The organism is Paraburkholderia sp. MM5482-R2, from assembly GCF_050436125.1.
GTDB lineage: Bacteria > Pseudomonadota > Gammaproteobacteria > Burkholderiales > Burkholderiaceae > Paraburkholderia > Paraburkholderia tuberum.
Genome location: NZ_JBNDLP010000003.1, coordinates 1,730,843 through 1,749,557 on the forward strand (window position 1 = coordinate 1,730,843; position 18,715 = coordinate 1,749,557).

The window sequence follows — 18,715 nt, forward strand, 5'->3', positions numbered from 1 at the left end:
TGAGCCGGTGCAATCGCTAAAGAATCGACGCAACCGATGAGGATGGATGCATGCCGGCATGGCTGACCGTAGTGGGCATTGGCGACGACGGCTTCGCCGGTTTGGGGCGGCCCGCGCGGCGTGCGTTGCTGGGCGCGTCGGTCGTGTACGGCGGCGAGCGCCATCTGGCGATGCTGCCCGCGCGGCTCGCCGCGCGCCGTGCCGCGTGGCCGCGTCCGTTCGATCTCGCGCCGTTGCTCGCCGAGCGTCCGCACGCGGTGTGCGTGCTCGCGAGCGGCGACCCGATGCTGTTCGGCGTCGGCGCGACGCTCGCGCGGCAGTTGCCGGCCGGCGAGTTGCGCGTGCTGCCGGCGCCGTCGTCGTTGTCGCTCGCGGCCGCGCGGCTCGGCTGGCCGTTGCAGGATGTCGCGACCGTCTCGCTGGTCGGCCGACCGCTTGCCGCGCTGAATGCGCATCTGCGTGACGGCGCGCGCCTGTTCGTGCTGAGCGCGGACGGGCACACGCCCGCGGCACTGGCGGCCTCGCTCGATGCGCGCGGTTTCGGCGCGACTGCCATGACCGTGCTCGAACATCTGGGCGGTGCACGCGAACGGCGTGTCGATGGCCGCGCGGGTCAATGGCCGGCCGGCGAGATGGCCGCGCTGAATCTGATCGCGCTCGCGTGCCGCGCGTCGGCGCATGCGCCGCGTCTGCCGCTGACCTGCGGTTTGCCCGACGACGCCTTTATCCACGACGGCCAGTTGACCAAGCGCGACGTGCGTGTCATCACGCTCGCGCGCCTCGCGCCCGCGCCCGGCGAGTTGCTGTGGGACGTCGGCGCGGGCAGCGGTTCGATCGGAATCGAATGGATGCGCGCGCATCCCACGTGTCGCGCGATCGCGATCGAAGCGAACGAAGCGCGGCAGCGCTTCATCGAACAGAATCGCGATGCTTTGGGCGTGCCCGGGCTGCAACTCGTGGCCGGCCGCGCGCCTGACGCGTTGCGGGGATTGCCGGCGCCGCACGCGGTGTTCATCGGCGGTGGGGTGACGGAGCCCGACGTGCTCGACACCTGTTGGACACAACTGCGCGACGGCGGCCGGCTCGTCGCGAACGCGGTGACGCTGCAAGGCGAGGCGGTGCTCGCCGCATGGCGCGAGCGGCATGGCGGTACGCTGACGCGCATCGGACTCGCTCACGCGCAACCGCTCGGCGGCTTCGATACGTGGCGCCAGGCGTTGCCGATCACCCTGCTCGACGTGACCAAACCCGCCAAACCATCGGCCGATTCGTGATGCGCGACGAGACTCCCGAGCAGCCGGCGCCGCTGCGCAGCGGCTATACGACCGGCAGTTGCGCGACCGCGACGTCGCTCGCGGCCGCTCGTCTACTGCTGGCGGGCGAGGTTAGCGAGGTCGCGGAGATCGTGTTGCCGAAGGGCCAGCATGTGCCGATGCGGCTCACGTTCTGCCGGCTTACCGCGCTGGACGGCGAGCGGATCGCCGAAGCCGGCACGATCAAGGACGCCGGCGACGATCCCGACGTGACCCATGGCGCGCTCGTGTTCGCGCGCGTGCGCCTCGTGCCCGGGCCCGGTGTGATCTTTCGCGCGGGGCCGGGCGTCGGCACGGTCACACGCGCGGGGCTTACATTGCCGGTCGGCGAACCGGCGATCAATCCGGTCCCGCGCCAGATGATCACGCAGCACCTCGTCGAACTCGCCGCGCGCCACGCGTATCGCGGCGGCTTCGAAGTGACGATCGGCGTCGAAGGCGGCGAAGCGCTCGCGCTGAAAACGATGAACCCGCGACTCGGGATCGTCGGTGGACTGTCGATCCTCGGCACCACCGGCATCGTGCGGCCGTTTTCGTGCTCGGCATATATCGCGTCGATCCATCAGGGCATCGACGTCGCGCGCGCGAACGGCTATACGCATGTGGCCGCCTGCACCGGCAACGCGAGCGAGGACGCGATGCGCGCGCACTACGGCCTGCCCGATATCGCGCTGATCGAAATGGGCGATTTTGTCGGCGCGGTGCTCAAGCATGTGAAGCGCGCGCCGGTCGAGCGACTGAGCATTTGCGGCGGCTTCGGCAAGCTCAGCAAGCTCGCGGCCGGCCATCTCGATCTGCATAGCCGCAACTCCAGCATCGATCTCGAACAACTCGCCGGCTGGGCTGCCGCGCATGGCGCCGACGCCGCGCTGCAAGCGGCCATGCGCGCGGCCAACACGAGCCAGCAGGCGCTCGCGCTTGCTCACGCGCGGCAGGTGCCGCTCGGCGATATCGTCTGTCGGCACGCGTTGGCCGTTGCTCGCGATATCGTGCCGCCGCAGGTCAGCGTCGAAATCTTCGCGATCGACCGGCAGGGCAACATCGTCGGAGTCGCGCGATGACGCGCATCCTACTGCTCGGCGGCACCGGCGACGCGCTGAAGATCGCGCGCCAACTCGGTCCCGCGCATGTGTACAGCCTCGCGGGACTCGGCAAGGTCCCCGACGACTTGAAGTGCGCGGTGCGCGTCGGCGGTTTCGGCGGCAGCGCGGGTCTGGCGCGTTACCTCGCGAGCGAAGCGATCGGCCTCGTGATCGACGCGACGCATCCGTACGCGGCGCGGATCAGCGCGAATGCCGTCGACGCGTGCCGCGTGGCGAAGGTGCCGTGCTGGGCGCTGCGGCGTCCAGCGTGGCAGCCGCAAGCCGGCGACGACTGGCGCATGGTCGATGACTGGAACGAACTGATCGACACGCTCGCGCCGTTCAGGCGGCCGCTTTTCACGCTCGGGCGCGAACCGCTCGCGCATCTCGACGAGATTGCGCCGCATCAATTCTGGACCGTGCGCGTGCTCGATTCGCATCCGGACACGGCGCGCTCGCGCATCCTCGCGGCGCGCGGACCGTTCACGCTCGACGGCGAACGCGCGCTGTTCGCGCTGCAGGCGTTCGACGTTGTCGTCAGCAAGAACAGCGGCGGCGGCGCGACCGAGGCGAAGCTCGAGGTCGCGCGCGAACGTGGCTTGCCGGTGATCATGCTGCGACGGCCGGTGTTGCCCGAGGTCGATCGCGAGTTCGCCGGCGTTGCCGATCTTCTCGATGCGTTGCCCGAGCAGGCGAATGCGGATTCGGGTAAGTGAGCAAATAATTGGAGTACTGAATGACAGTGTTTTTTATCGGCGCGGGTCCGGGCGACCCGGAACTGATCACGGTCAAAGGGCAGCGTCTCGTGCGCAGTTGTCCGGTGATCCTGTATGCGGGGTCGCTGGTGCCGGCCGCGGTGCTCGAAGGTCATAGCGCGCAACAGGTGATCAACACCGCGGAGCTCGATCTCGACCAGATCGTCGCGCTGCTCGCGGCGGCGCATGCGAAGGGCCAGCATGTCGCGCGCGTGCATTCGGGCGATCCGTCGCTGTACGGTGCGATCGGCGAGCAGATCCGCCGTTTGCGCGAGCTGGCCATTCCTTACGAAATCGTGCCCGGCGTGACCGCGACGGCCGCATGCGCGGCGGCGCTCGGCTGCGAGTTGACGCTGCCCGGCGTGTCGCAGACGCTGATCCTCACGCGCTACGCGAGCAAAACGTCGATGCCCGAAGGCGAGCAGTTGGGCGATCTCGCGCGGCATCGCGCGACGCTGGCGATTCACCTCGGCGTGCGGCATCTCGCGCGCATCGTGGATGAGTTGCGGCCGCATTACGGCGGCGCGTGTCCGATCGCGGTGATCTATCGCGCGAGTTGGCCCGACGAGGAAAAGATCACTGGCACGCTCGACGATATCGTCGCGAAGGTGCAGGGCAGCGCGATCGAGCGCACCGCGCTGATTCTGGTCGGCCAGGTGCTGGCCGCCGAAGGGTTCGCCGATTCGACGCTGTATGCGAAGGGCAGTTGACGGCGCCGTGAAAGCCGTTCTGGCGTCAGGAAGCCGCTTGGGTTGTCGATCATAATGTGACGCAGCGCGCGAGCCTGGCCGCCCGTCTGCTGGCAAAACGCGAAGCGCGAAAACGCGAAAATCCGCAAGTTCTGCACCGCCTCGCGGCGCGCAGACCGCTATCGTGGCGCCATGATGAAGCCCAGCACCGAACGTGATTACCGTCGACGGATCGCTCGCGTGGTCGAGGCCATTCTGGTCGAGCCCGGCGCGCGACACACGCTCGACAGCCTCGCGGCCGTCGCGCATATGTCGCCGTATCACTTCCACCGGATTTATCGCGCGTTGATGGGCGAGAGCGTTGGCGACACCGTCAAGCGTCTGCGGCTCGCCGAGGCGGCCCAGCGGTTGACCGACGCCGCGCAGGTCACCGCGGTCGCGCACGACGCCGGCTACGACAGTCCCCAAGCATTCGCGCGCGCGTTTCGTGATTTCAGCGGTGTGTCGCCGAGCGAATTCAGAACCCGGCAGCGGCATCTGGTGGCGAATCCGGCGGTTTCGACAGCTTCGGCGCGGACCCTGCGAACGGCGCAAGCGCGCATCGCGCAGCGAGGCGACGGCGATGGCGCCCGCATTCACGATGGCGTCGACGGTAACCGTGACGAAAGCACCGAAAGCCAAAGCCCGCCCGCGCTGCCGTCCGTCGAAGTCACCGAGCTCGCGCCGCTCGACGTGCTATGCCTTCGCCATGACGGCCCGATCGCGACGATCGGCCAGACCTTCCACACGCTGATGACGACGCTGCGCTGCGACAAGAACCCGCTGTTGCAACAGCGGGTCGGCATTTGCGCGCGCGATCCGTCGATGGCTGGCGGGTTTTGCTATCACGCGGCAATTGTCGCGGGCTCGCAGGCGGCGTTGAGCAGTGCGATGGAGCGGCTCGACGAAGCCGCGCAACGCCCGCGTGTTGCCGGGCCGCCGCCGGGCATCGAGCCGCTGCGGCTCGAAGGCGGGCTGTATGCGGTGCACCGCCTCGTCGGCCCTTATGCGCTGATCTCGCCCACTTTCAGGGCGCTGTACAGCGGCTGGCTGCCGCGCAGCGGCTACCGGCGCGATCAGCGGCCGGGGCTGGAACTGTATCGAAGCACGCCCGATCGCGGCGCGCAACATCCCTGCGTCACCGATCTGCTGATCCCCATTTGCGAGAACTAACCATGATGCGTCGAGGTTGTGCCGCGCTGTCGAGCGCGGTGGTGGTGTCGTTGACCGCGGCGCTGTCTGGCGCGATGTGGGCTTCGTTGCCGGCGAACGCCATCGCGCAAACCGCCTCCGCCGGCTGGCATGTCGGCGAAACGAGCCGCGTATTTCACCCCGCCGTGGCCCGCAACTGGCGCGGCGCGCAAACGCAGGCGCTGATCACGCGCATCTGGTACCCGGCCGATGCGGCGCAACCCGAGACGCCTCACGATATCGGCGCGCCGGGCCATCCGATGTTCGTCGGCCACGCGGCCGCCGACGATGCCCCGCTGTCCGCCGCGCAGCCCAAATACCCGTTGCTGCTGCTATCGCACGGCACCGGCGGCAGCGCGGACAGTCTCGACTGGCTCGCGGCCTCGCTGGCCGCGCAGGGTTATATCGTCGCGGGCGTCAATCATCCGGGTAACAACGCGCTGGAGCCGCGCACGCGCGACGGCTTCATCCTCTGGTGGGAGCGCGCGACCGATTTGAGCGAAGTGCTCGACGGGGTGCTCGCGGACCCGCGTTTCGGTCCGCGCGTCGACACGACGCGGATCGGCGCGCTGGGCTTTTCGCTCGGCGGCTATACGGTGCTCGAAGTCGCGGGCGCACGGACCGATCGCGCGGCGCTGGAGCGCTTCTGCACGTCGCCCGAAGCCGATGCGATCTGCTCGCCGCCCGAAGCCGCCAATCTCGCGCACGCGCCGGGCACGCCGGCGCTAACGGTCGAGGGGCTATCGGCGGAAACGAACGCATCGCGCGCGCGCTCGGGCGACTCGTATCGCGATCCGCGCGTCAAAGCCGCGTTCGCGATCGCGCCCGCGCTCGGCGAGGCATTCAACAGTTCGTCGTTCAAGGAAGTGACGATTCCGGTCGCGCTGCTGGCGGGCGAGGCGGACACGACCGCGCCAGTCAACACCAACATTCACCGCATCGCGGGCTTCATGCCGCAAGCGACGGTGACGATGGTGCCGGGCGCCTCGCACTATACGTTCATGGATGTGTGCGAGCCCGAGGCGATGGAGCGTCTGGCGCCGATCTGCAAGGACGGGCCGGGTGTCGATCGCGCCGCGATTCATGCGCGAACCGCGGCACAGGTGCGTGATTTCTTCGCGGCGACGCTGCCGGCGGGCGGCCCGTAGCGCTCGCGAACGCACGTGGTTCGCGACGCCGCGCGACTCAGTCCTCGAGCGGCGACAATGCCTTGAGTGGTGCCGGCTTGTCGTCGCCGAATCGGATCGTTGGGACCAGCGCGAGCAGCGCGACCACGAATAGCGCGATCACGAACATCGACACGAAGGTCAGATGCAGCGACTGGTGCAGCACGAGCCGGACCAGATCGCTGTCGCCGAGATCGGCGGCGCGGTTCTGCAGCAGCGCCTTCAGCTGATCCGACGTGACGGTCGCGACGCCCTGCGAATGACTGAGCCCGAAGTTCAGCACCGCGCCGAACAGCGTCGCGCCGAGCGTGCTGCCGAGATTGCGCGAAAACAGGTTCGACGCGGTCGCGCTGCCGCGTTCGTCCATCCTGACGATCTCCTGGATCAGCACGAGCGAACTGACGCTCGACGTCCCCATGCCAAAGCCCATGATCAGCGACGCGAACCCGGCGACGAGCGGCGACGCGCCCGGCGACAGCAACAGCAGCAGCACCGCGCCGAGCGGCACGAACGCGCTGCCGCAGATCAGGATGCGCCGCAAACCGAGCCGGTGAAACGACTTCGCCGCGAACGTCGCGCCGGTGGGCCAGCCGACCATCATCATCGTCAGCGCGAGGCCGGCCACCACGGGCGAACGATGCAGCACGCCCTGCACGTACATCGGCAGGAACGTGGTCGCGCCCATCAGGATCATGCCGGCCAGCACCGTCGCGCTGTTGCATGCGGCGATCGGGCGGCGGCTCCATAGCGCGAACGAGATCATCGGTTCGGCCGCGCGACGCTCCTGCCGCACGAACAGCAGCACGCACAGCACGAAGACGCCGGCTGCGAACGAGGCTGGCGCCAACGCGTCGTCGCCGGCGTAGGTCAGCGCCATCATCAGCGCTGCGATCGCGGCCATGAACAGCGCGGCGCCGGCGAAGTCGATGGACGGCCGCGCGTGCCGTTCCGATTCGCGCAGGAACGCGATGAAGCCCGCCGCCGACGCAAGCCCGATCGGCACGTTCATCCAGAAGATCCACGCCCACGACAGGTTGTGAATGATGAAGCCGCCGACCATCGGACCCACGACCGCCGAAATCGCCCACACGCTCGCGAGATAACCCTGCACCTTGCCGCGTTCGCGCGCCGGGTACAGATCGGCGACGACGGTCAGCGTGACCGGCTGGATTGCGCCCGCGCCGATCCCCTGGATCAGGCGGAACACGATCATCGCCGGCATCGACCACGCGAAGCCGGCGAGCACCGAGCCGACGAGAAAGATCGCGATGCCCGCGAGGATCACGGGCTTGCGCCCATAGAGGTCGGCGAGCTTGCCGAACACCACGGTCATCGCGGTCTGCGTCAGTAGGAACGACGAGAACACCCAACTGTATAAATGCAGGTCGCCGAGTTGCGAGACGATCTGCGGCATCGCGGTCGACACGATGGTCGCTTCGATCGCGACCATCGCCATCGAGGCCATCACGGCGGCGATCACGAGCGGGCGTGAAGATTGAGTATTGCGGGACATGAAGGGCGTAGTATCGATATGTTGAATGCGTCGACGGCCCGGAGGAGGCCTTGCTGCGACGCATCGGCGCGGCCGCGCGTGGCGGCCGGTCAGGAGTATGCACCTTGCGGAGAATGCGCGCTCGCGCCCGGGCAGCCGGCGAGCCGGCCGGATTGGGCACGACCGTTGCGTATTCGGATTTCCCTTTGACACACGGAGGACAATCATGAGGATCGAATTCACCGGACGCCGGGAAGTGGTGGCTGCTGCGCGCGTCGCCTACGAGGCCAATGTGGACGGGAAGGACGTATGGTGCAGCGTGTCGCTGGACGCGCTCAATGACCATTTCGGCAATGGCAGCCTCGGCAACGGCGCCCCGTCTGCTCACGATCTGGTGGGAGCGTTCGAGGCGAACCGCGCCCGCATTGAAAATGCTACGCGGCGGGTGCTCGAACGCAACGGGGGACGGTCCGTGGAGCTCGAGACGCGCGACTTCGATTGAGCGACCCGCTTGCTTGTATCGGGTCAAGCGATTCGTGCCGCGGTGGAAAGGACTCTTCCATCGCGGCGACTATATCCGCGACGTCGGCGCGGCTACAGTATCGACGCACACACCGCTTAACGCGTGTGAGCGAGAGAGTTGGACCCGGCTGCCGGCAGCCGGGTCTTTTTTTATGGCGCGTGCAAGCATTCCATTATTTCGCTGGCAGTTCACCGCAGGAGCGTCCGACGATTAGCACGGTGATTCGCGCGACGATTGAAAGGCTGCGGTATAGTCGCGGCAACTTTAAATCCGTCTCTTCGATTCTCTGGAGAATATCGTGCAGGAAATCATCGAAGGTCTGATCCGCTTTCAACGCGAGGTCTTTCCACAGCAAAGCGCACTCTTCAAGCGTTTGTCGACCGCGCAGAATCCCAGCACGCTCTTCGTGACCTGTTCGGACAGCCGCGTGGTGCCGGAACTGCTGACGCAGACCGAACCGGGGTCGCTGTTCGTGATCCGCAACGCGGGCAACATCGTGCCGTCGTACGGTCCGGAGCCGGGCGGCGTGTCGGCGACCGTCGAATATGCGATTGCCGTGCTCGGCGTGACCGACATCGTGATCTGCGGCCATTCGAACTGCGGCGCGATGACGGCGATCTCGAGCTGCACGAATCTGGAGCACATGCCGGCGGTCGCGAGTTGGCTGCGTCACGCGGATGCGGCGAAGGCGATCAACGCGTCGCGCCACTACTGCTCGGATGCGGAGCGTCTCGAGGCGCTGGTCAAGGACAACGTGATCGCGCAGCTCAGCAACATCCGCACGCATCCGTCGGTGGCGGTCGGACTCGTGAACAAGACGCTGCGGCTGCACGGCTGGATCTTCAATATCGAAAGCGGTGAAATGCTTGCGCTCGATGGCAAGACCGGTAACTTCTTGCCGCTTGCGGATAATCGGGAAATTTGTGCGAGTTGAAGTGGCATTAAAACGGGTTTTTAGTTTGCGGGATTAACACTCGGCTTGCTAAAAGCCGGCGCGGCGGCGCGGTTTCAACCCCACCGCGCCGCCCGCCACAACCATCCCTATCAGCTCGACGACACCAGCGAATCCGACGGCACGATCTTCAACACACCAGGGCTCTTCGCAGCCGGGTTCGACCACAGCAGATGCATGCTCGCCGCGCTCGTGCCGTGCAAGTACTCGACCTTGATCGACGCCCTGATTTGCCAAAGTGGGCGCGAGGGAGCGCGGGCATAATCCTGTTTTCCATCACCCACGCCCACCGAATTGTCCATGCCGCACGTCGCCGCCGTCCGCCCGAGCGCCATACCGTTGCGCAGCGTCGCGCTGATCCTGGTGTCGATGTTCTGCTTCGCGCTCGTCGACGCCCTCGCGAAATCGCTTGCGCTCGCCTATCCGGCCAACGAGGTCACGTTCTTCCGCATGCTGTTCGGTCTGTTCCCGGCCCTCGCGATGTGCCTGCGCGGCAAGCCGCTCGCCACGCGCTTGCGGCAACTGGACGTGCGCGGGCAGACCCTGCGCGCGCTGACGCTGCTCGGCGCATCGGGGCTGTTCTTTGCGGGCTGCCGTATATGCCGCTCAGCGAGGCGGTCGCGATCGTCTATTCGGAGACCTTGCTCGTGATCGTGCTGGCGCCGCTGTTGTTGCACGAAACGCTCAAGCCGCGCGACGCGCTGGCCGCGGCGGTCGGTTTCGCCGGCATGCTGCTAGTGGTGCGCCCTGACGGCTCGCATGCGAGCTGGCTCGGGCCTGCGCTGCTGATCGCGAGTGCGTTGTGCGGCGCGCTGTCGATCATCCAGATCAAGCGCATCAAAGCCAGCGACGATTCGGGCACGACCGTGCTGTACTTCACGCTGGTCGGCACGGCCGTCATGGGCGCGTCGCTGGTCTTCGCATGGCGCACACCGTCGTTCGATGCGCTCGCGATCATGGCGCTGCTCGGCGCGCTTGCGACGGCGGGCCAGTTGCTGATGACGATGGCATTCCGCGATGCCGATGCCGGTGCGCTCGCGCCGTACAACTACACGAGCATCGTGTGGGCCGCGCTGTTCGGCTACCTGGTGTGGGGCGAGACGATCGGCGCAATATCGATGCTCGGTATCGCGTTGATCGTCGGCAGTTCGATCGCCGTCGCGATGCGCGGCAAGCCCGAGGAAGGGCCGCTCGTCTGAGCTGCGCTTGCGTCGCTGAAAACAGGGTCGAAGGGGGCGCCGGAAGAATCGCTTGGGACTCCGATCAAGGCGCGCGTTTGAACGGAAGAATACCCGTCGGTTTCGGACACATCCCCGACCAGATCCGCCGATTCGTCTGTTGTTGGGTCTAAAAAGGAAAACACTGTCATTCGTATCGCCCACACTTTGACTAATGGGTCGGTCGATCGGTTGGAATGGGGAGCGTGCCTTGTATAGCGAACCGAGAATGATCGTGTTGATGGGCCTCGTCTTCGGCGCGGTGACGATCGGGGCCTATGTGTCGCAGCTGGACAACGACTGGTCGTCCGGTCGGGACGTGAGTCTCGTCGCCGACGGCGAACGGGGTGTCAGCGCGACGGGGGCGGCGGCGGGGCAGAGCGAAGGCCGGCCCGGCGCGGCGACGGTCGCGCCGGCAACGCGCCGCCATGCGCTGCGCGACGACGTGGCCGCCTTGCGGGCTCAGCCGGCCGCGTCGATTGGAGCGCAGGCGGGCGATGCTCTGGCCATCGCGGCGCTACAGTTCGCGCGGGAGTCGAACAAGGCGCAGCAGCAGCCGCACCCGCAGCCGCAGCCGCAGCAGACGAGTTTGCCGCCGCAGCCTGCGGTGACTTCGAACTGGACCCAGGCGCCACCCACGGCAAAGACCGGGCACGCACACCATAGCCGCGTTGCGTCGGGTACCACGACGAAACCGCACTCAGCGCAAAGTGTTGCGACGACATCGGGTAGTCATGCGCGGGGCGGCAGCCACCGGAAAAGTTCTACTGCTGAGCGGTCTGGGAAGAAAGCGGCCAGCGTCGTGCCAGAGGCGCGGCCGTTGCCCCAATATGCAACGCAAGGCGTCGAGTCGCCTTGGTCGATGCCGCGCGCGGGGCTGACCAGCCCGTCCGCAACTCAGGCGGTCGCCAGCAACGGCCCCAAAACCCGCGCCGAAGTAGAGGCCGAACTCGTGCGCGCGCGTGAGAACGGCACGATGCCCGCGTTCGGCAGACCCGAGCCATCGGGACCTGGGGCGCACTGAAGCGGACCTTGCGCCGCGTCCCCGACAACCGTTAGATCAACGACGCGGCGAGCCGCGCGAAGGTGGCTTCGTCGGTGCGATCGAACGCAAGCGGCGTGACCGATACGCACCCCGCCGCGACGGTTGCCGTTTCGCTGTCGGCATCGTTCTCGCGCGGGCCACGATCGAAGCGCAGCCAGTGATACGCAATGCCGCGCGGGTCGACTTCCGGCAGCACCTCGATGTCCCTGACGAGCCCGACGCCCTGGCGCGTCGGCGTCAGCGGACCTGCGTCGGCGGCATCGACGTCGGGGAAGTTGATGTTCAGGCAGGTCGGCGCCGCATGCTCGATCGCGAGCAATTGACGGATCACGCCGGGTGCGAGCGTGCGCGCGGTGTCCCAGCGCACGCGCTCGCGATCGCTGAACGCCTGGCTCAGCGCGAACGACGGCAGCCCGAGCAGCAGACCCGTCATCGCCGCGCCGACCGTGCCCGAGAACATCGTTTCGATGCCGAGGTTGCCGCCGCGATTGACGCCGGACAGCACCAGCGACGGCGGCGCCTCGCGCATCAGATGACGCACGCCCATCACGACGCAATCGCCGGGCGTGCCGGTCACGCCGAAACGGCGTTCGCCCTGGCGGCTCACGCGCAGCGGCGAATGCAGGCCGATGGAATGCGACGTACCGCTCTGGTCGTGCTCGGGCGCGACCACCCAGACTTCGTGCGCGAGCTCGGCGGCCACGGCTACGAGCACGGCGAGGCCGGGCGCGTCGATACCGTCGTCGTTCGTCAGCAGCACTCGCGGCAGCTTGGATTCGTAAGCGGACATCGCGTCAATCTCCTGTGGCTCGGTGAATGAATCGTAGGGAAGGGACGCCCATTATCGGGCTTCCGTCCGACGCGCGTACGATGACGGTGAGCCGCCAACGACCCAGGACGACCCCCATGCAGATCGACCCGTTTGAGATTGCGATCGCCGATCAGGATATCGACGATTTGCGCCGCCGCATCGACGCCACCCGCTGGGCGCCCACGACGCCCGCGCCCGCCTGGCAGCAGGGCGCCGACCCGGCCTGGCTGCGCGAACTCGCGACCTATTGGGCCGGGCAATTCGACTGGCGCGCGGCCGAACGCAGGTTGAACCAGCTGCCGCAATTTCTCGCCGACGTGAACGGCCAGACCGTGCACTTCGCGCATCGGCGCGCCGCGAGTGTCGCGCCCGGCTTTCAGGCTTATCCGCTGGTGATCACGCACGGCTGGCCCGGTTCCTTCTTCGAGTTTCACGCGCTGCTCGATCAGTTGTGCGATCCGGTCGCGTTCGGCGCCGATCCCGCCGACGCCTTCGACGTCGTCGCGCCGTCGCTGCCGGGCTTCGCGTTTTCGCCTGCGCCCGCGCAGGCCGGCATGTCCGCGTTCCAGGTCGCGGACCTGTGGGTGTTACTGATGCGCGGGCTCGGCTACGAGCGCTTCGGCGCGCAGGGCGGCGATCTTGGCGCGGGCGTGTCGATCGCGTTGGCCGCGCATCATCCGCGGGTGGTCGACGGCATCCATCTGAACTTCCTGCCGAGTTCCTATGAGCCCGCGATCGGCGCGGCGCAACTGGAGCTGACGCCGGCCGAGCAGGACTATCTGCGCGAGAAGAACGACTGGGCCGCACTCGAAGGCGGTTACGCGCATCAGCACGGCACCAAACCGCTGACGCTCGCCGCATCGCTGAACGATTCGCCGGTGGGACTCGCCGCATGGATCGGCGAGAAGTTTCGCTCGTGGAGCGATTGCGGCGGCGAGGTGGAAAGCGTGTTCTCGAAAGACGATCTGCTGACCAATATCTCGCTGTACTGGTTCACGCAGTGCATCGGCCCGGCGATGCAGATGTATTGGGAAAACCGCCTGCAGCCGATGCGTTTCTCCGACGGCGAGCGCATCGACACACCAGTCGGCTTCGCGCTGTTTCCGAAGGAGATCAATCATCCGCCGCGAAGCTGGCTCGAACGAACCTTCAACGTCGCGCAGTGGAGCGAAATGCCAGCCGGCGGGCACTTCGCGGCGATGGAAAAGCCCGCGTTGCTCGCGGCCGAGATTCGAAAGTTCTTCAGGCCGTTGCGGCGGAAAGCGCGCTAGGCGCGCAGCGCGACGCGTCACGCTGCTTCTGTTTCACCTGGCACGACCGCGCCGCTGGCGTCGAGCGTCTCGCGGCGATCGCAGGCTGCCCGCATTCATCGACGACAGCCAGGCCAGCGTGGACGGTGGTCGAACTTTCATGCACGAGGGCACCATACACGCTATGGCACATTCGTCGAACCACGATCACCGCCGCCGCTTTCTGCGCACGGCGCTCGGGCTGCCGGCAGCGCTTGTGCTGTCGCGCGTCACGTCCGCGCAAACCGAGGCGCACGCGCAATCCGGTGCCGCCTTACCCCGCATGAGCCACCGCGCGATCCCGTCCACCGGCGAAGCGCTGCCGGTGATCGGCTGCGGCACGTGGCGCACCTTCGACGTCGGCGACGATGCCGCCGCCCGAGCCCAACTCGCCGAGGTGCTGCGCATCCTGTTCGAAGCGGGCGGCTCGGTGATCGATTCCTCGCCGATGTACGGTTCGTCGGAAGCGGTCGCGGGCGCGCTGCTCACGCAGCTCGACGCGCATCGCAAGGCGTTCGTCGCCACCAAGGTCTGGACCGAGGGACGCGAGGCCGGCATCGCGCAGATGGAGGAATCGCTGCGGCGTTTTCAGCAGCCGCATGTCGATCTGATGCAGATCCACAATCTGCTCGACTGGCGCACGCAGCTCGCGACCTTGCGCGACTGGAAAGCGCGCGGCCGGATTCGCTATCTCGGCATCACGCATTACACATCGAGCGCGTTCGACGAAGTCGCGGCGGTGATGCGCAGCGAGAAGCCCGACTTCGTGCAGATCAACTATGCCGCCGACGATCGCGCGGCCGAGCAGCGCATCCTGCCGCTCGCGGCCGATCTCGGCATCGGCGTCGTGATCAATCAACCGTTCGGCGGCGGCGGTTTGCTCGCGCGCGTGATGAAAACGCCGTTGCCCGCATGGGCCGGCGAAATCGGCTGCACGAGCTGGGCGCAGATTCTGTTGAAATTCGTGCTCGCGCAGCCGGCGGTGACGGTCGTGATTCCGGGCACCGGGCGGCCGCAATACATGGCGGACAACGTGCGCGCCGGATCGGGACCGCTACCCGACGACGCGATGCGCGCTCGGATCATCGCGGCGGTCGGCGGCTGACTCGATGCGCAATCCAGTGCGCAATCCATCACGGCGATTACTTGCCGCTTGCTATTCGCATACAGGTGCCGCCTCCCACAAATGCCGCACGATACGGGAATAAAACCCGCCCCACGCCAGTCATGCCTCACGAACCGGGTTCGGTTCGGCGAATCCTTATCGTGAGGTCATCATGTCGTCACATCATTCATTCGATCCGGCGCGTCGCGGCGCGCTGAAGTGTCTTGCGTTCGGTGGCCTCGGCACCGTGTTCATGCTGTCGGGCGGCGTGCTGACGCCGGTCGAACTCGCGCTCGCGGCCGACGCGAACACCGCGACGCCAGCGGCTGGCACGCCGCTTTTCCTGCAGATCAGCGACACGCATATCGGCTTCAACAAGGAGGCGAATCCCGACGTCGCGGGCACGCTGAAACAGACGATCGATTACGTCAACGCGATGCCGGCGCGTCCGCCGCTCGCGATTCACACCGGCGACATCACGCATCTGTCGAAGCCCGCGGAATTCGATCTGGCCGCGCAGCTGATGTCGGGACTGAAGATCACCGAGCTGCACACGGTCCCCGGCGAGCATGACGTCACCGACGGCCCCGGCACGGAGTACTTCAGCCGCTTCGGCAAGGCTTCGGATAACCGCGGCTATTACAGCTTCGATCACCAGGGCGTGCATTTCGTCGGGCTCGTCAACGTGATGCATTTCAAGCCGAACGGCCTCGGCGGTCTCGGCGACGAGCAGCTCGAATGGCTCGAAAACGATCTGAAAGGCCGCTCGTCGAGCACCCCGGTCGTGGTGTTCGCGCACATGCCGATGTGGACCATCTACGAGCCGTGGGGCTGGGGCACCGGCGACGCGGGACAGGCGATGAGCTATCTGAAGCGCTTCGGTTCCGTGACGGTGTTGAACGGCCACATTCATCAGATCGTGACGAAGGTCGAGGGCAACGTTACGTTCCATACCGCGCGCTCGACCGCCTATCCGCAGCCGACCGCCGGCCAGGGCGATGGCCCTGGGCCGCTGAAGGTCGCGAGCGACCAGCTGCCGAAGATGCTCGGCGTGACGAGCGTCAGCATCGCGCGTCATCCGCTGAAGGCGATGCTCGACGACACGACGCTCGCCTGACGACACGCGCTACTTTTACGCTCGAGGAGATCAATGATGCTAACCAGGATGATGGGCCGCGCGCTCGCGATTCTGCTCGGCAGTGTCGCGATTCTGGCGGTGTCGGCGGGGCTCGGTTTTGCGCAAACGACGATGCCGATGCAGGTGCAGAAACAGACCGTCGCGTCGACGCCTAACGCGATCGTCATCAAGAACTTCATGTTCTCGCCGATGGAACTGACCATCAAGGCGGGCACGACGGTCACATGGAAGAATCTCGACGGCGAGCCGCACTCCGTGGTCAACGACGCGGGCCTGTTCCGCTCGGCCGCGCTCGATCAGGACGACACCTATCGGTTCAAATTCGATAAACCGGGCGTGTACAAGATCTTTTGCGGCATCCATCCGAACATGAAGGCGACCATTACCGTGCAATGATCCAATTGCCGCCAAGCCCTTGCTCAGCAAGGGCAGTTCGGATTTTGCTCCGAACTCAACCCTGGATCGCGAGCACTGTTATTCCGTAGGCGGCTTGGCCTGCCCCCAGTCGACGGGGTGGTGCAGCGAAATGTGCAGACGATCGCGCAATTCGGGATGGACAGACGCCTGGTTGAGAACAGCCATGCCTCCGATTTGACGCAAGGTTTCGTCCGTGATCGGCGCGCGGCAATCGTCCGAACCCAGAGGCACAGTCATTGCCATTCCGCGCGCTATCTGCCGATCTATTGCCCCCTCGACTTCCTCGCGCGACACGGTACATACCTGGATTTCACAGGCATCCTCGTTATAAAAAATCACGGTGGCGCGCTGGCGCTTTGTCATCTCAGAAACCTCTGCAGCTCTGGTAATTTTGAAATGCCGTCTGTTTGCACATGGCATAAGCACGGGGGTCTTGGGTCATCGCTCGTACGAAGTTGCATTGCTCCAAATCCAATTCGTACTCGGCAAAACAATTTGCCTCATGCACTTCACTGACGCCACGCGCGGCCAGTTCCTGCGCATCGCCGAACTGCGGATCTTCAGTGTACTCAAACGGCCGCTCATTGCCGAGTGGCGTTGATACTGGCGTAGCGATGGTTCCGTCCAGCAGCACGTCGCCGGGGCGGGCATACCAGATCGCCAGGCCATCTTCGGCTGGCAGCCGCGGCAATTTGGGGCGCTCGAACGAGCGCGCGGCACGCACTACGGGCAGTGCGCCTCGCACGAGCTGTTACGGCGTGATGGTTGGGTAGTACGGCCGGATCTGCTGCTGGATGGGTGCGCTCCCTCCGCGCGAGGTGCGGAGCGAGGGCGCGACCGCAATCACATCGCCGCGCTCGACGGCGGTCTGTAGCGTGCGGGCGATCTGCTCCGGAGCAGCGCCGCTCGCATATGCGCGGCCCGGCGAATTGCGCATGAACTCGGCGAGCTGCGCTAGCTGGCGCGTGTTGTGTGTAAGCTCCCATGAACTTGCCGAGATAATGAGACGGCGCCCGGTACCCACCTCGTCGCTAAAGACGTTGCCGCGATATTCCTGCCGAGTATGGAGCGTGCAGCTCCGGTGGTTTCCGACTTTGAAATCGATCGCCATCTGTCTTCCATGTACATGTCAGATCCGCCAGCGAACCTATCATGGCGTCGAATTGCGTACCGCAAAAAGAATGAGTCCCTGAGGCCGCCGCGAATGCGATAGCAAGCCTTGGCCGGTACGGGAAGGCACCGCTCGACGAATTCCTGCACCCTGGAACATCGTGGAAAACTGTCAACACAGGTAGTACGCGACTGGAAGTTGTCCATCGTGCATCGTGTTGCGGTCCTGGTAGTTCTGACTGTGCGGAAGGCCCCTCACGCGGTATGCAGCTCGCTCAACCGGCATAGCAGAATCCCATAGCCGGTCAGATGCCCGAGGTACACGCTCGTGAACACGTTCGACGCGGGCAGATCCTCGGTCAGCTGACGCAGGTCCTCCATATGCAGCGGCGGCGCGTCGAGCGACGGACGCTCGACGCGCAGGTCCGCCGCCCCGGCCAGTTGCCGGTGCGCGTTGACGAGCCGCGCGAGCCGCGCGAGAAACATTTCGCGCCACGCGGCGTCGAGCGCGGCGAACTGATCGTGAAACGTGTCCATCGTTTCAAGAAAATTGACCAGCGAATCGAAGGTCTCCTGATAGCTCGCGAACACCGGCAGCCGTGCCGCGTTGCGCTTCAGATGTGGCGACACCCACGCCTGCTCGAGGTCGGTCTTCAGCAACAGGTGCGCCTGCTTCAGGTTCGTGCTCAGCGTGCGCAGCCTGGAGGCCGCCGGCTTGATCTGCGCTTTGTCGAGCTGTCCCGCGGCCAGTTGCGCGACGACATCGGTGGCCTGTTCGTTGCCGTCGTTGACGAGCGTGTTCGCCCAGTAGCCGTGATCGGGCGGAAACGCGATCTGCTGGATGACGAAGCCGAGCAACATGCCGAGTACCACGCCAATCAGGCGCTGTTCGAGCAGCGGAAGATGTTCGCCGGTATAGAGCACGAGCGTGATCGGCACCGTGATGCTGGTCATCTGGAACAGCGACGGCCGCAGCGCGACGATGCTGAAGATCACGACCGGCAGCAGCGCCGCGCCCATCCACAGGTGCGGCGCGGTCAGCCAGATCAGCAGCGTGCCGATCGGCATCGCCACCACGTTCGAAAACACCCGCTTGTAGAAGTAGCTTCGAGCCGCCGAAATCGAGCTACCGAGCGCCAGCGTCAGCATCGTCGAACCGGCTAGCGGCACGGCCGCGTCGGGAAAGCCGAGCAGGTATGGGATGCCGAAACCGATCCACAGGCCGAGCGTCAGCTTCGTGTACTTGGCGGTTTCCGACAGAGAAAAGCGCGCGAGCGCGCGGCGCAACGGCGTGAGTGGCTGGTGCAGATACCTGTTCGACATGATTTTTATGTTGACCGATGACGTTGGGCCGGGCGCCCTTGGGCTGGGCACCGTTGGG

The 18,715-nt window shown here is 66.1% G+C and carries 20 protein-coding genes and 1 pseudogene; 14 read left to right on the forward strand and 7 right to left on the reverse strand.

All coding sequences use genetic code 11. The annotated features are described in order from the left end of the window. The first annotated feature begins 50 nt into the window (after nt 1–50). The 6 genes from cbiE (at nt 51) to OKW37_RS30080 (ending at nt 6,217) form a co-directional block, all read left to right on the forward strand. Nucleotides 51–1,274 (forward strand): precorrin-6y C5,15-methyltransferase (decarboxylating) subunit CbiE, encoded by a 1,224-nt coding sequence (gene cbiE, locus OKW37_RS30055; RefSeq protein WP_429403083.1) that lies wholly within the window; start codon nt 51–53, stop codon nt 1,272–1,274. After that, nucleotides 1,274–2,374, forward strand: a complete 1,101-nt coding sequence (locus OKW37_RS30060; protein ID WP_429403084.1) for a cobalt-precorrin-5B (C(1))-methyltransferase — start codon at nt 1,274–1,276, stop codon at nt 2,372–2,374. Before cbiE ends, OKW37_RS30060 begins: the two co-directional genes overlap by 1 nt. Continuing rightward, entirely contained in the window at nt 2,371–3,111 is a 741-nt protein-coding gene (locus OKW37_RS30065; RefSeq protein WP_184060059.1) for a cobalt-precorrin-6A reductase, read from the forward strand. Before OKW37_RS30060 ends, OKW37_RS30065 begins: the two co-directional genes overlap by 4 nt. Before the next feature lie 20 nt (nt 3,112–3,131). Continuing rightward, nucleotides 3,132–3,860, forward strand: a complete 729-nt coding sequence (cobM, locus tag OKW37_RS30070) for a precorrin-4 C(11)-methyltransferase (RefSeq protein ID WP_184035399.1) — start codon at nt 3,132–3,134, stop codon at nt 3,858–3,860. A 171-nt stretch (nt 3,861–4,031) separates the two neighbouring features. Further along, nucleotides 4,032–5,051, forward strand: a complete 1,020-nt coding sequence (locus tag OKW37_RS30075) for an AraC family transcriptional regulator (protein ID WP_429403085.1) — start codon at nt 4,032–4,034, stop codon at nt 5,049–5,051. A gap of 2 nt (nt 5,052–5,053) precedes the next feature. Continuing rightward, complete coding sequence (locus OKW37_RS30080; protein WP_429510004.1) at nt 5,054–6,217, forward strand: alpha/beta hydrolase family protein; 1,164 nt, start codon at nt 5,054–5,056, stop codon at nt 6,215–6,217. Nucleotides 6,218–6,254: 37 nt separating this feature from the next. Here OKW37_RS30080 and OKW37_RS30085 read toward each other — a convergent pair whose 3' ends face one another. Continuing rightward, entirely contained in the window at nt 6,255–7,955 is a 1,701-nt protein-coding gene (locus OKW37_RS30085) for an MDR family MFS transporter (protein WP_429403086.1), read from the reverse strand. Between OKW37_RS30085 and OKW37_RS30090 the strand changes: the two genes are divergently transcribed. Further along, nucleotides 7,954–8,229: a DUF1488 domain-containing protein gene (locus OKW37_RS30090; RefSeq protein ID WP_008923225.1), complete on the forward strand. Its 276-nt coding sequence runs from the start codon at nt 7,954–7,956 to the stop codon at nt 8,227–8,229. The genes OKW37_RS30085 and OKW37_RS30090 overlap by 2 nt on opposite strands. Before the next feature lie 319 nt (nt 8,230–8,548). Next, nucleotides 8,549–9,184, forward strand: coding sequence for a carbonic anhydrase (locus OKW37_RS30095; protein ID WP_090809864.1), 636 nt, complete (start codon nt 8,549–8,551; stop codon nt 9,182–9,184). Between the two features lie 110 nt (nt 9,185–9,294). Here OKW37_RS30095 and OKW37_RS30100 read toward each other — a convergent pair whose 3' ends face one another. Further along, entirely contained in the window at nt 9,295–9,504 is a 210-nt protein-coding gene (locus OKW37_RS30100) for a hypothetical protein (protein WP_429403087.1), read from the reverse strand. On the opposite strand from OKW37_RS30100, the pseudogene OKW37_RS30105 reads away from it, so the two are divergent. Together OKW37_RS30105 and OKW37_RS30110 are read left to right on the forward strand one after the other, a co-directional pair. Beyond that, a pseudogene (locus tag OKW37_RS30105) lies at nt 9,503–10,401 on the forward strand (DMT family transporter). The gene OKW37_RS30100 and the pseudogene OKW37_RS30105 overlap by 2 nt on opposite strands. A 247-nt stretch (nt 10,402–10,648) precedes the next feature. Next, nucleotides 10,649–11,443: a DUF4148 domain-containing protein gene (locus OKW37_RS30110; protein ID WP_429403088.1), complete on the forward strand. Its 795-nt coding sequence runs from the start codon at nt 10,649–10,651 to the stop codon at nt 11,441–11,443. Nucleotides 11,444–11,474: 31 nt separating this feature from the next. Here the strand turns inward: OKW37_RS30110 and surE are convergent, their stop codons facing one another. After that, nucleotides 11,475–12,254: a 5'/3'-nucleotidase SurE gene (surE, locus tag OKW37_RS30115; protein WP_429403089.1), complete on the reverse strand. Its 780-nt coding sequence runs from the start codon at nt 12,252–12,254 to the stop codon at nt 11,475–11,477. Between the two features lie 116 nt (nt 12,255–12,370). On the opposite strand from surE, the gene OKW37_RS30120 reads away from it, so the two are divergent. The 4 genes from OKW37_RS30120 (at nt 12,371) to OKW37_RS30135 (ending at nt 16,203) form a co-directional block, all read left to right on the forward strand. Further along, entirely contained in the window at nt 12,371–13,546 is a 1,176-nt protein-coding gene (locus OKW37_RS30120; RefSeq protein WP_429403090.1) for an epoxide hydrolase family protein, read from the forward strand. Nucleotides 13,547–13,709: 163 nt separating this feature from the next. Beyond that, nucleotides 13,710–14,669, forward strand: a complete 960-nt coding sequence (locus OKW37_RS30125; RefSeq protein ID WP_429403091.1) for an aldo/keto reductase — start codon at nt 13,710–13,712, stop codon at nt 14,667–14,669. Between the two features lie 172 nt (nt 14,670–14,841). Then, complete coding sequence (locus OKW37_RS30130; RefSeq protein ID WP_429403092.1) at nt 14,842–15,786, forward strand: metallophosphoesterase family protein; 945 nt, start codon at nt 14,842–14,844, stop codon at nt 15,784–15,786. 36 nt (nt 15,787–15,822) lie between these two features. Then, entirely contained in the window at nt 15,823–16,203 is a 381-nt protein-coding gene (locus OKW37_RS30135) for a cupredoxin domain-containing protein (protein ID WP_429404322.1), read from the forward strand. A gap of 78 nt (nt 16,204–16,281) precedes the next feature. On the opposite strand, the gene OKW37_RS30140 is transcribed toward OKW37_RS30135, so the two are convergent. From OKW37_RS30140 to OKW37_RS30155, 4 genes are all read right to left on the reverse strand, one after another. After that, the gene (locus OKW37_RS30140) at nt 16,282–16,587 is read right to left on the reverse strand and encodes a hypothetical protein (protein WP_429353705.1); all 306 of its coding nucleotides are present in this window, start codon (nt 16,585–16,587) and stop codon (nt 16,282–16,284) included. Between the two features lies 1 nt (nt 16,588). Further along, nucleotides 16,589–16,948 (reverse strand): hypothetical protein, encoded by a 360-nt coding sequence (locus OKW37_RS30145; protein WP_429403093.1) that lies wholly within the window; start codon nt 16,946–16,948, stop codon nt 16,589–16,591. A 27-nt stretch (nt 16,949–16,975) separates the two neighbouring features. After that, nucleotides 16,976–17,335 carry a hypothetical protein gene (locus tag OKW37_RS30150; RefSeq protein WP_429403094.1) on the reverse strand — a complete coding sequence of 120 codons (360 nt, stop codon included), beginning with the start codon at nt 17,333–17,335 and terminating at the stop codon, nt 16,976–16,978. A gap of 254 nt (nt 17,336–17,589) precedes the next feature. Further along, a complete protein-coding gene (locus tag OKW37_RS30155; RefSeq protein WP_429403095.1) occupies nt 17,590–18,657 on the reverse strand; it encodes an FUSC family protein in 1,068 nt (355 codons plus the stop codon). Nucleotides 18,658–18,715 lie beyond the last annotated feature (58 nt).

Bases quoted from the DNA above. Each gene is read 5' to 3' on its own strand.
- cbiE (WP_429403083.1), top strand. From the start codon at position 51: ATGCCGGCATGGCTGACCGTAGTGGGCATTGGCGACGACGGCTTCGCC.
- OKW37_RS30060 (WP_429403084.1), top strand. From the start codon at position 1,274: ATGCGCGACGAGACTCCCGAGCAGCCGGCGCCGCTGCGCAGCGGCTAT.
- OKW37_RS30065 (WP_184060059.1), top strand. From the start codon at position 2,371: ATGACGCGCATCCTACTGCTCGGCGGCACCGGCGACGCGCTGAAGATC.
- cobM (WP_184035399.1), top strand. From the start codon at position 3,132: ATGACAGTGTTTTTTATCGGCGCGGGTCCGGGCGACCCGGAACTGATC.
- OKW37_RS30075 (WP_429403085.1), top strand. From the start codon at position 4,032: ATGATGAAGCCCAGCACCGAACGTGATTACCGTCGACGGATCGCTCGC.
- OKW37_RS30080 (WP_429510004.1), top strand. From the start codon at position 5,054: ATGATGCGTCGAGGTTGTGCCGCGCTGTCGAGCGCGGTGGTGGTGTCG.
- OKW37_RS30090 (WP_008923225.1), top strand. From the start codon at position 7,954: ATGAGGATCGAATTCACCGGACGCCGGGAAGTGGTGGCTGCTGCGCGC.
- OKW37_RS30085 (WP_429403086.1), bottom strand. From the start codon at position 7,955: ATGATTGTCCTCCGTGTGTCAAAGGGAAATCCGAATACGCAACGGTCG.
- OKW37_RS30100 (WP_429403087.1), bottom strand. From the start codon at position 9,504: ATGGACAATTCGGTGGGCGTGGGTGATGGAAAACAGGATTATGCCCGC.
- OKW37_RS30110 (WP_429403088.1), top strand. From the start codon at position 10,649: ATGATCGTGTTGATGGGCCTCGTCTTCGGCGCGGTGACGATCGGGGCC.
- surE (WP_429403089.1), bottom strand. From the start codon at position 12,254: ATGTCCGCTTACGAATCCAAGCTGCCGCGAGTGCTGCTGACGAACGAC.
- OKW37_RS30120 (WP_429403090.1), top strand. From the start codon at position 12,371: ATGCAGATCGACCCGTTTGAGATTGCGATCGCCGATCAGGATATCGAC.
- OKW37_RS30125 (WP_429403091.1), top strand. From the start codon at position 13,710: ATGGCACATTCGTCGAACCACGATCACCGCCGCCGCTTTCTGCGCACG.
- OKW37_RS30130 (WP_429403092.1), top strand. From the start codon at position 14,842: ATGTCGTCACATCATTCATTCGATCCGGCGCGTCGCGGCGCGCTGAAG.
- OKW37_RS30135 (WP_429404322.1), top strand. From the start codon at position 15,823: ATGCTAACCAGGATGATGGGCCGCGCGCTCGCGATTCTGCTCGGCAGT.
- OKW37_RS30140 (WP_429353705.1), bottom strand. From the start codon at position 16,587: ATGACAAAGCGCCAGCGCGCCACCGTGATTTTTTATAACGAGGATGCC.
- OKW37_RS30150 (WP_429403094.1), bottom strand. From the start codon at position 17,335: ATGGCGATCGATTTCAAAGTCGGAAACCACCGGAGCTGCACGCTCCAT.
- OKW37_RS30155 (WP_429403095.1), bottom strand. From the start codon at position 18,657: ATGTCGAACAGGTATCTGCACCAGCCACTCACGCCGTTGCGCCGCGCG.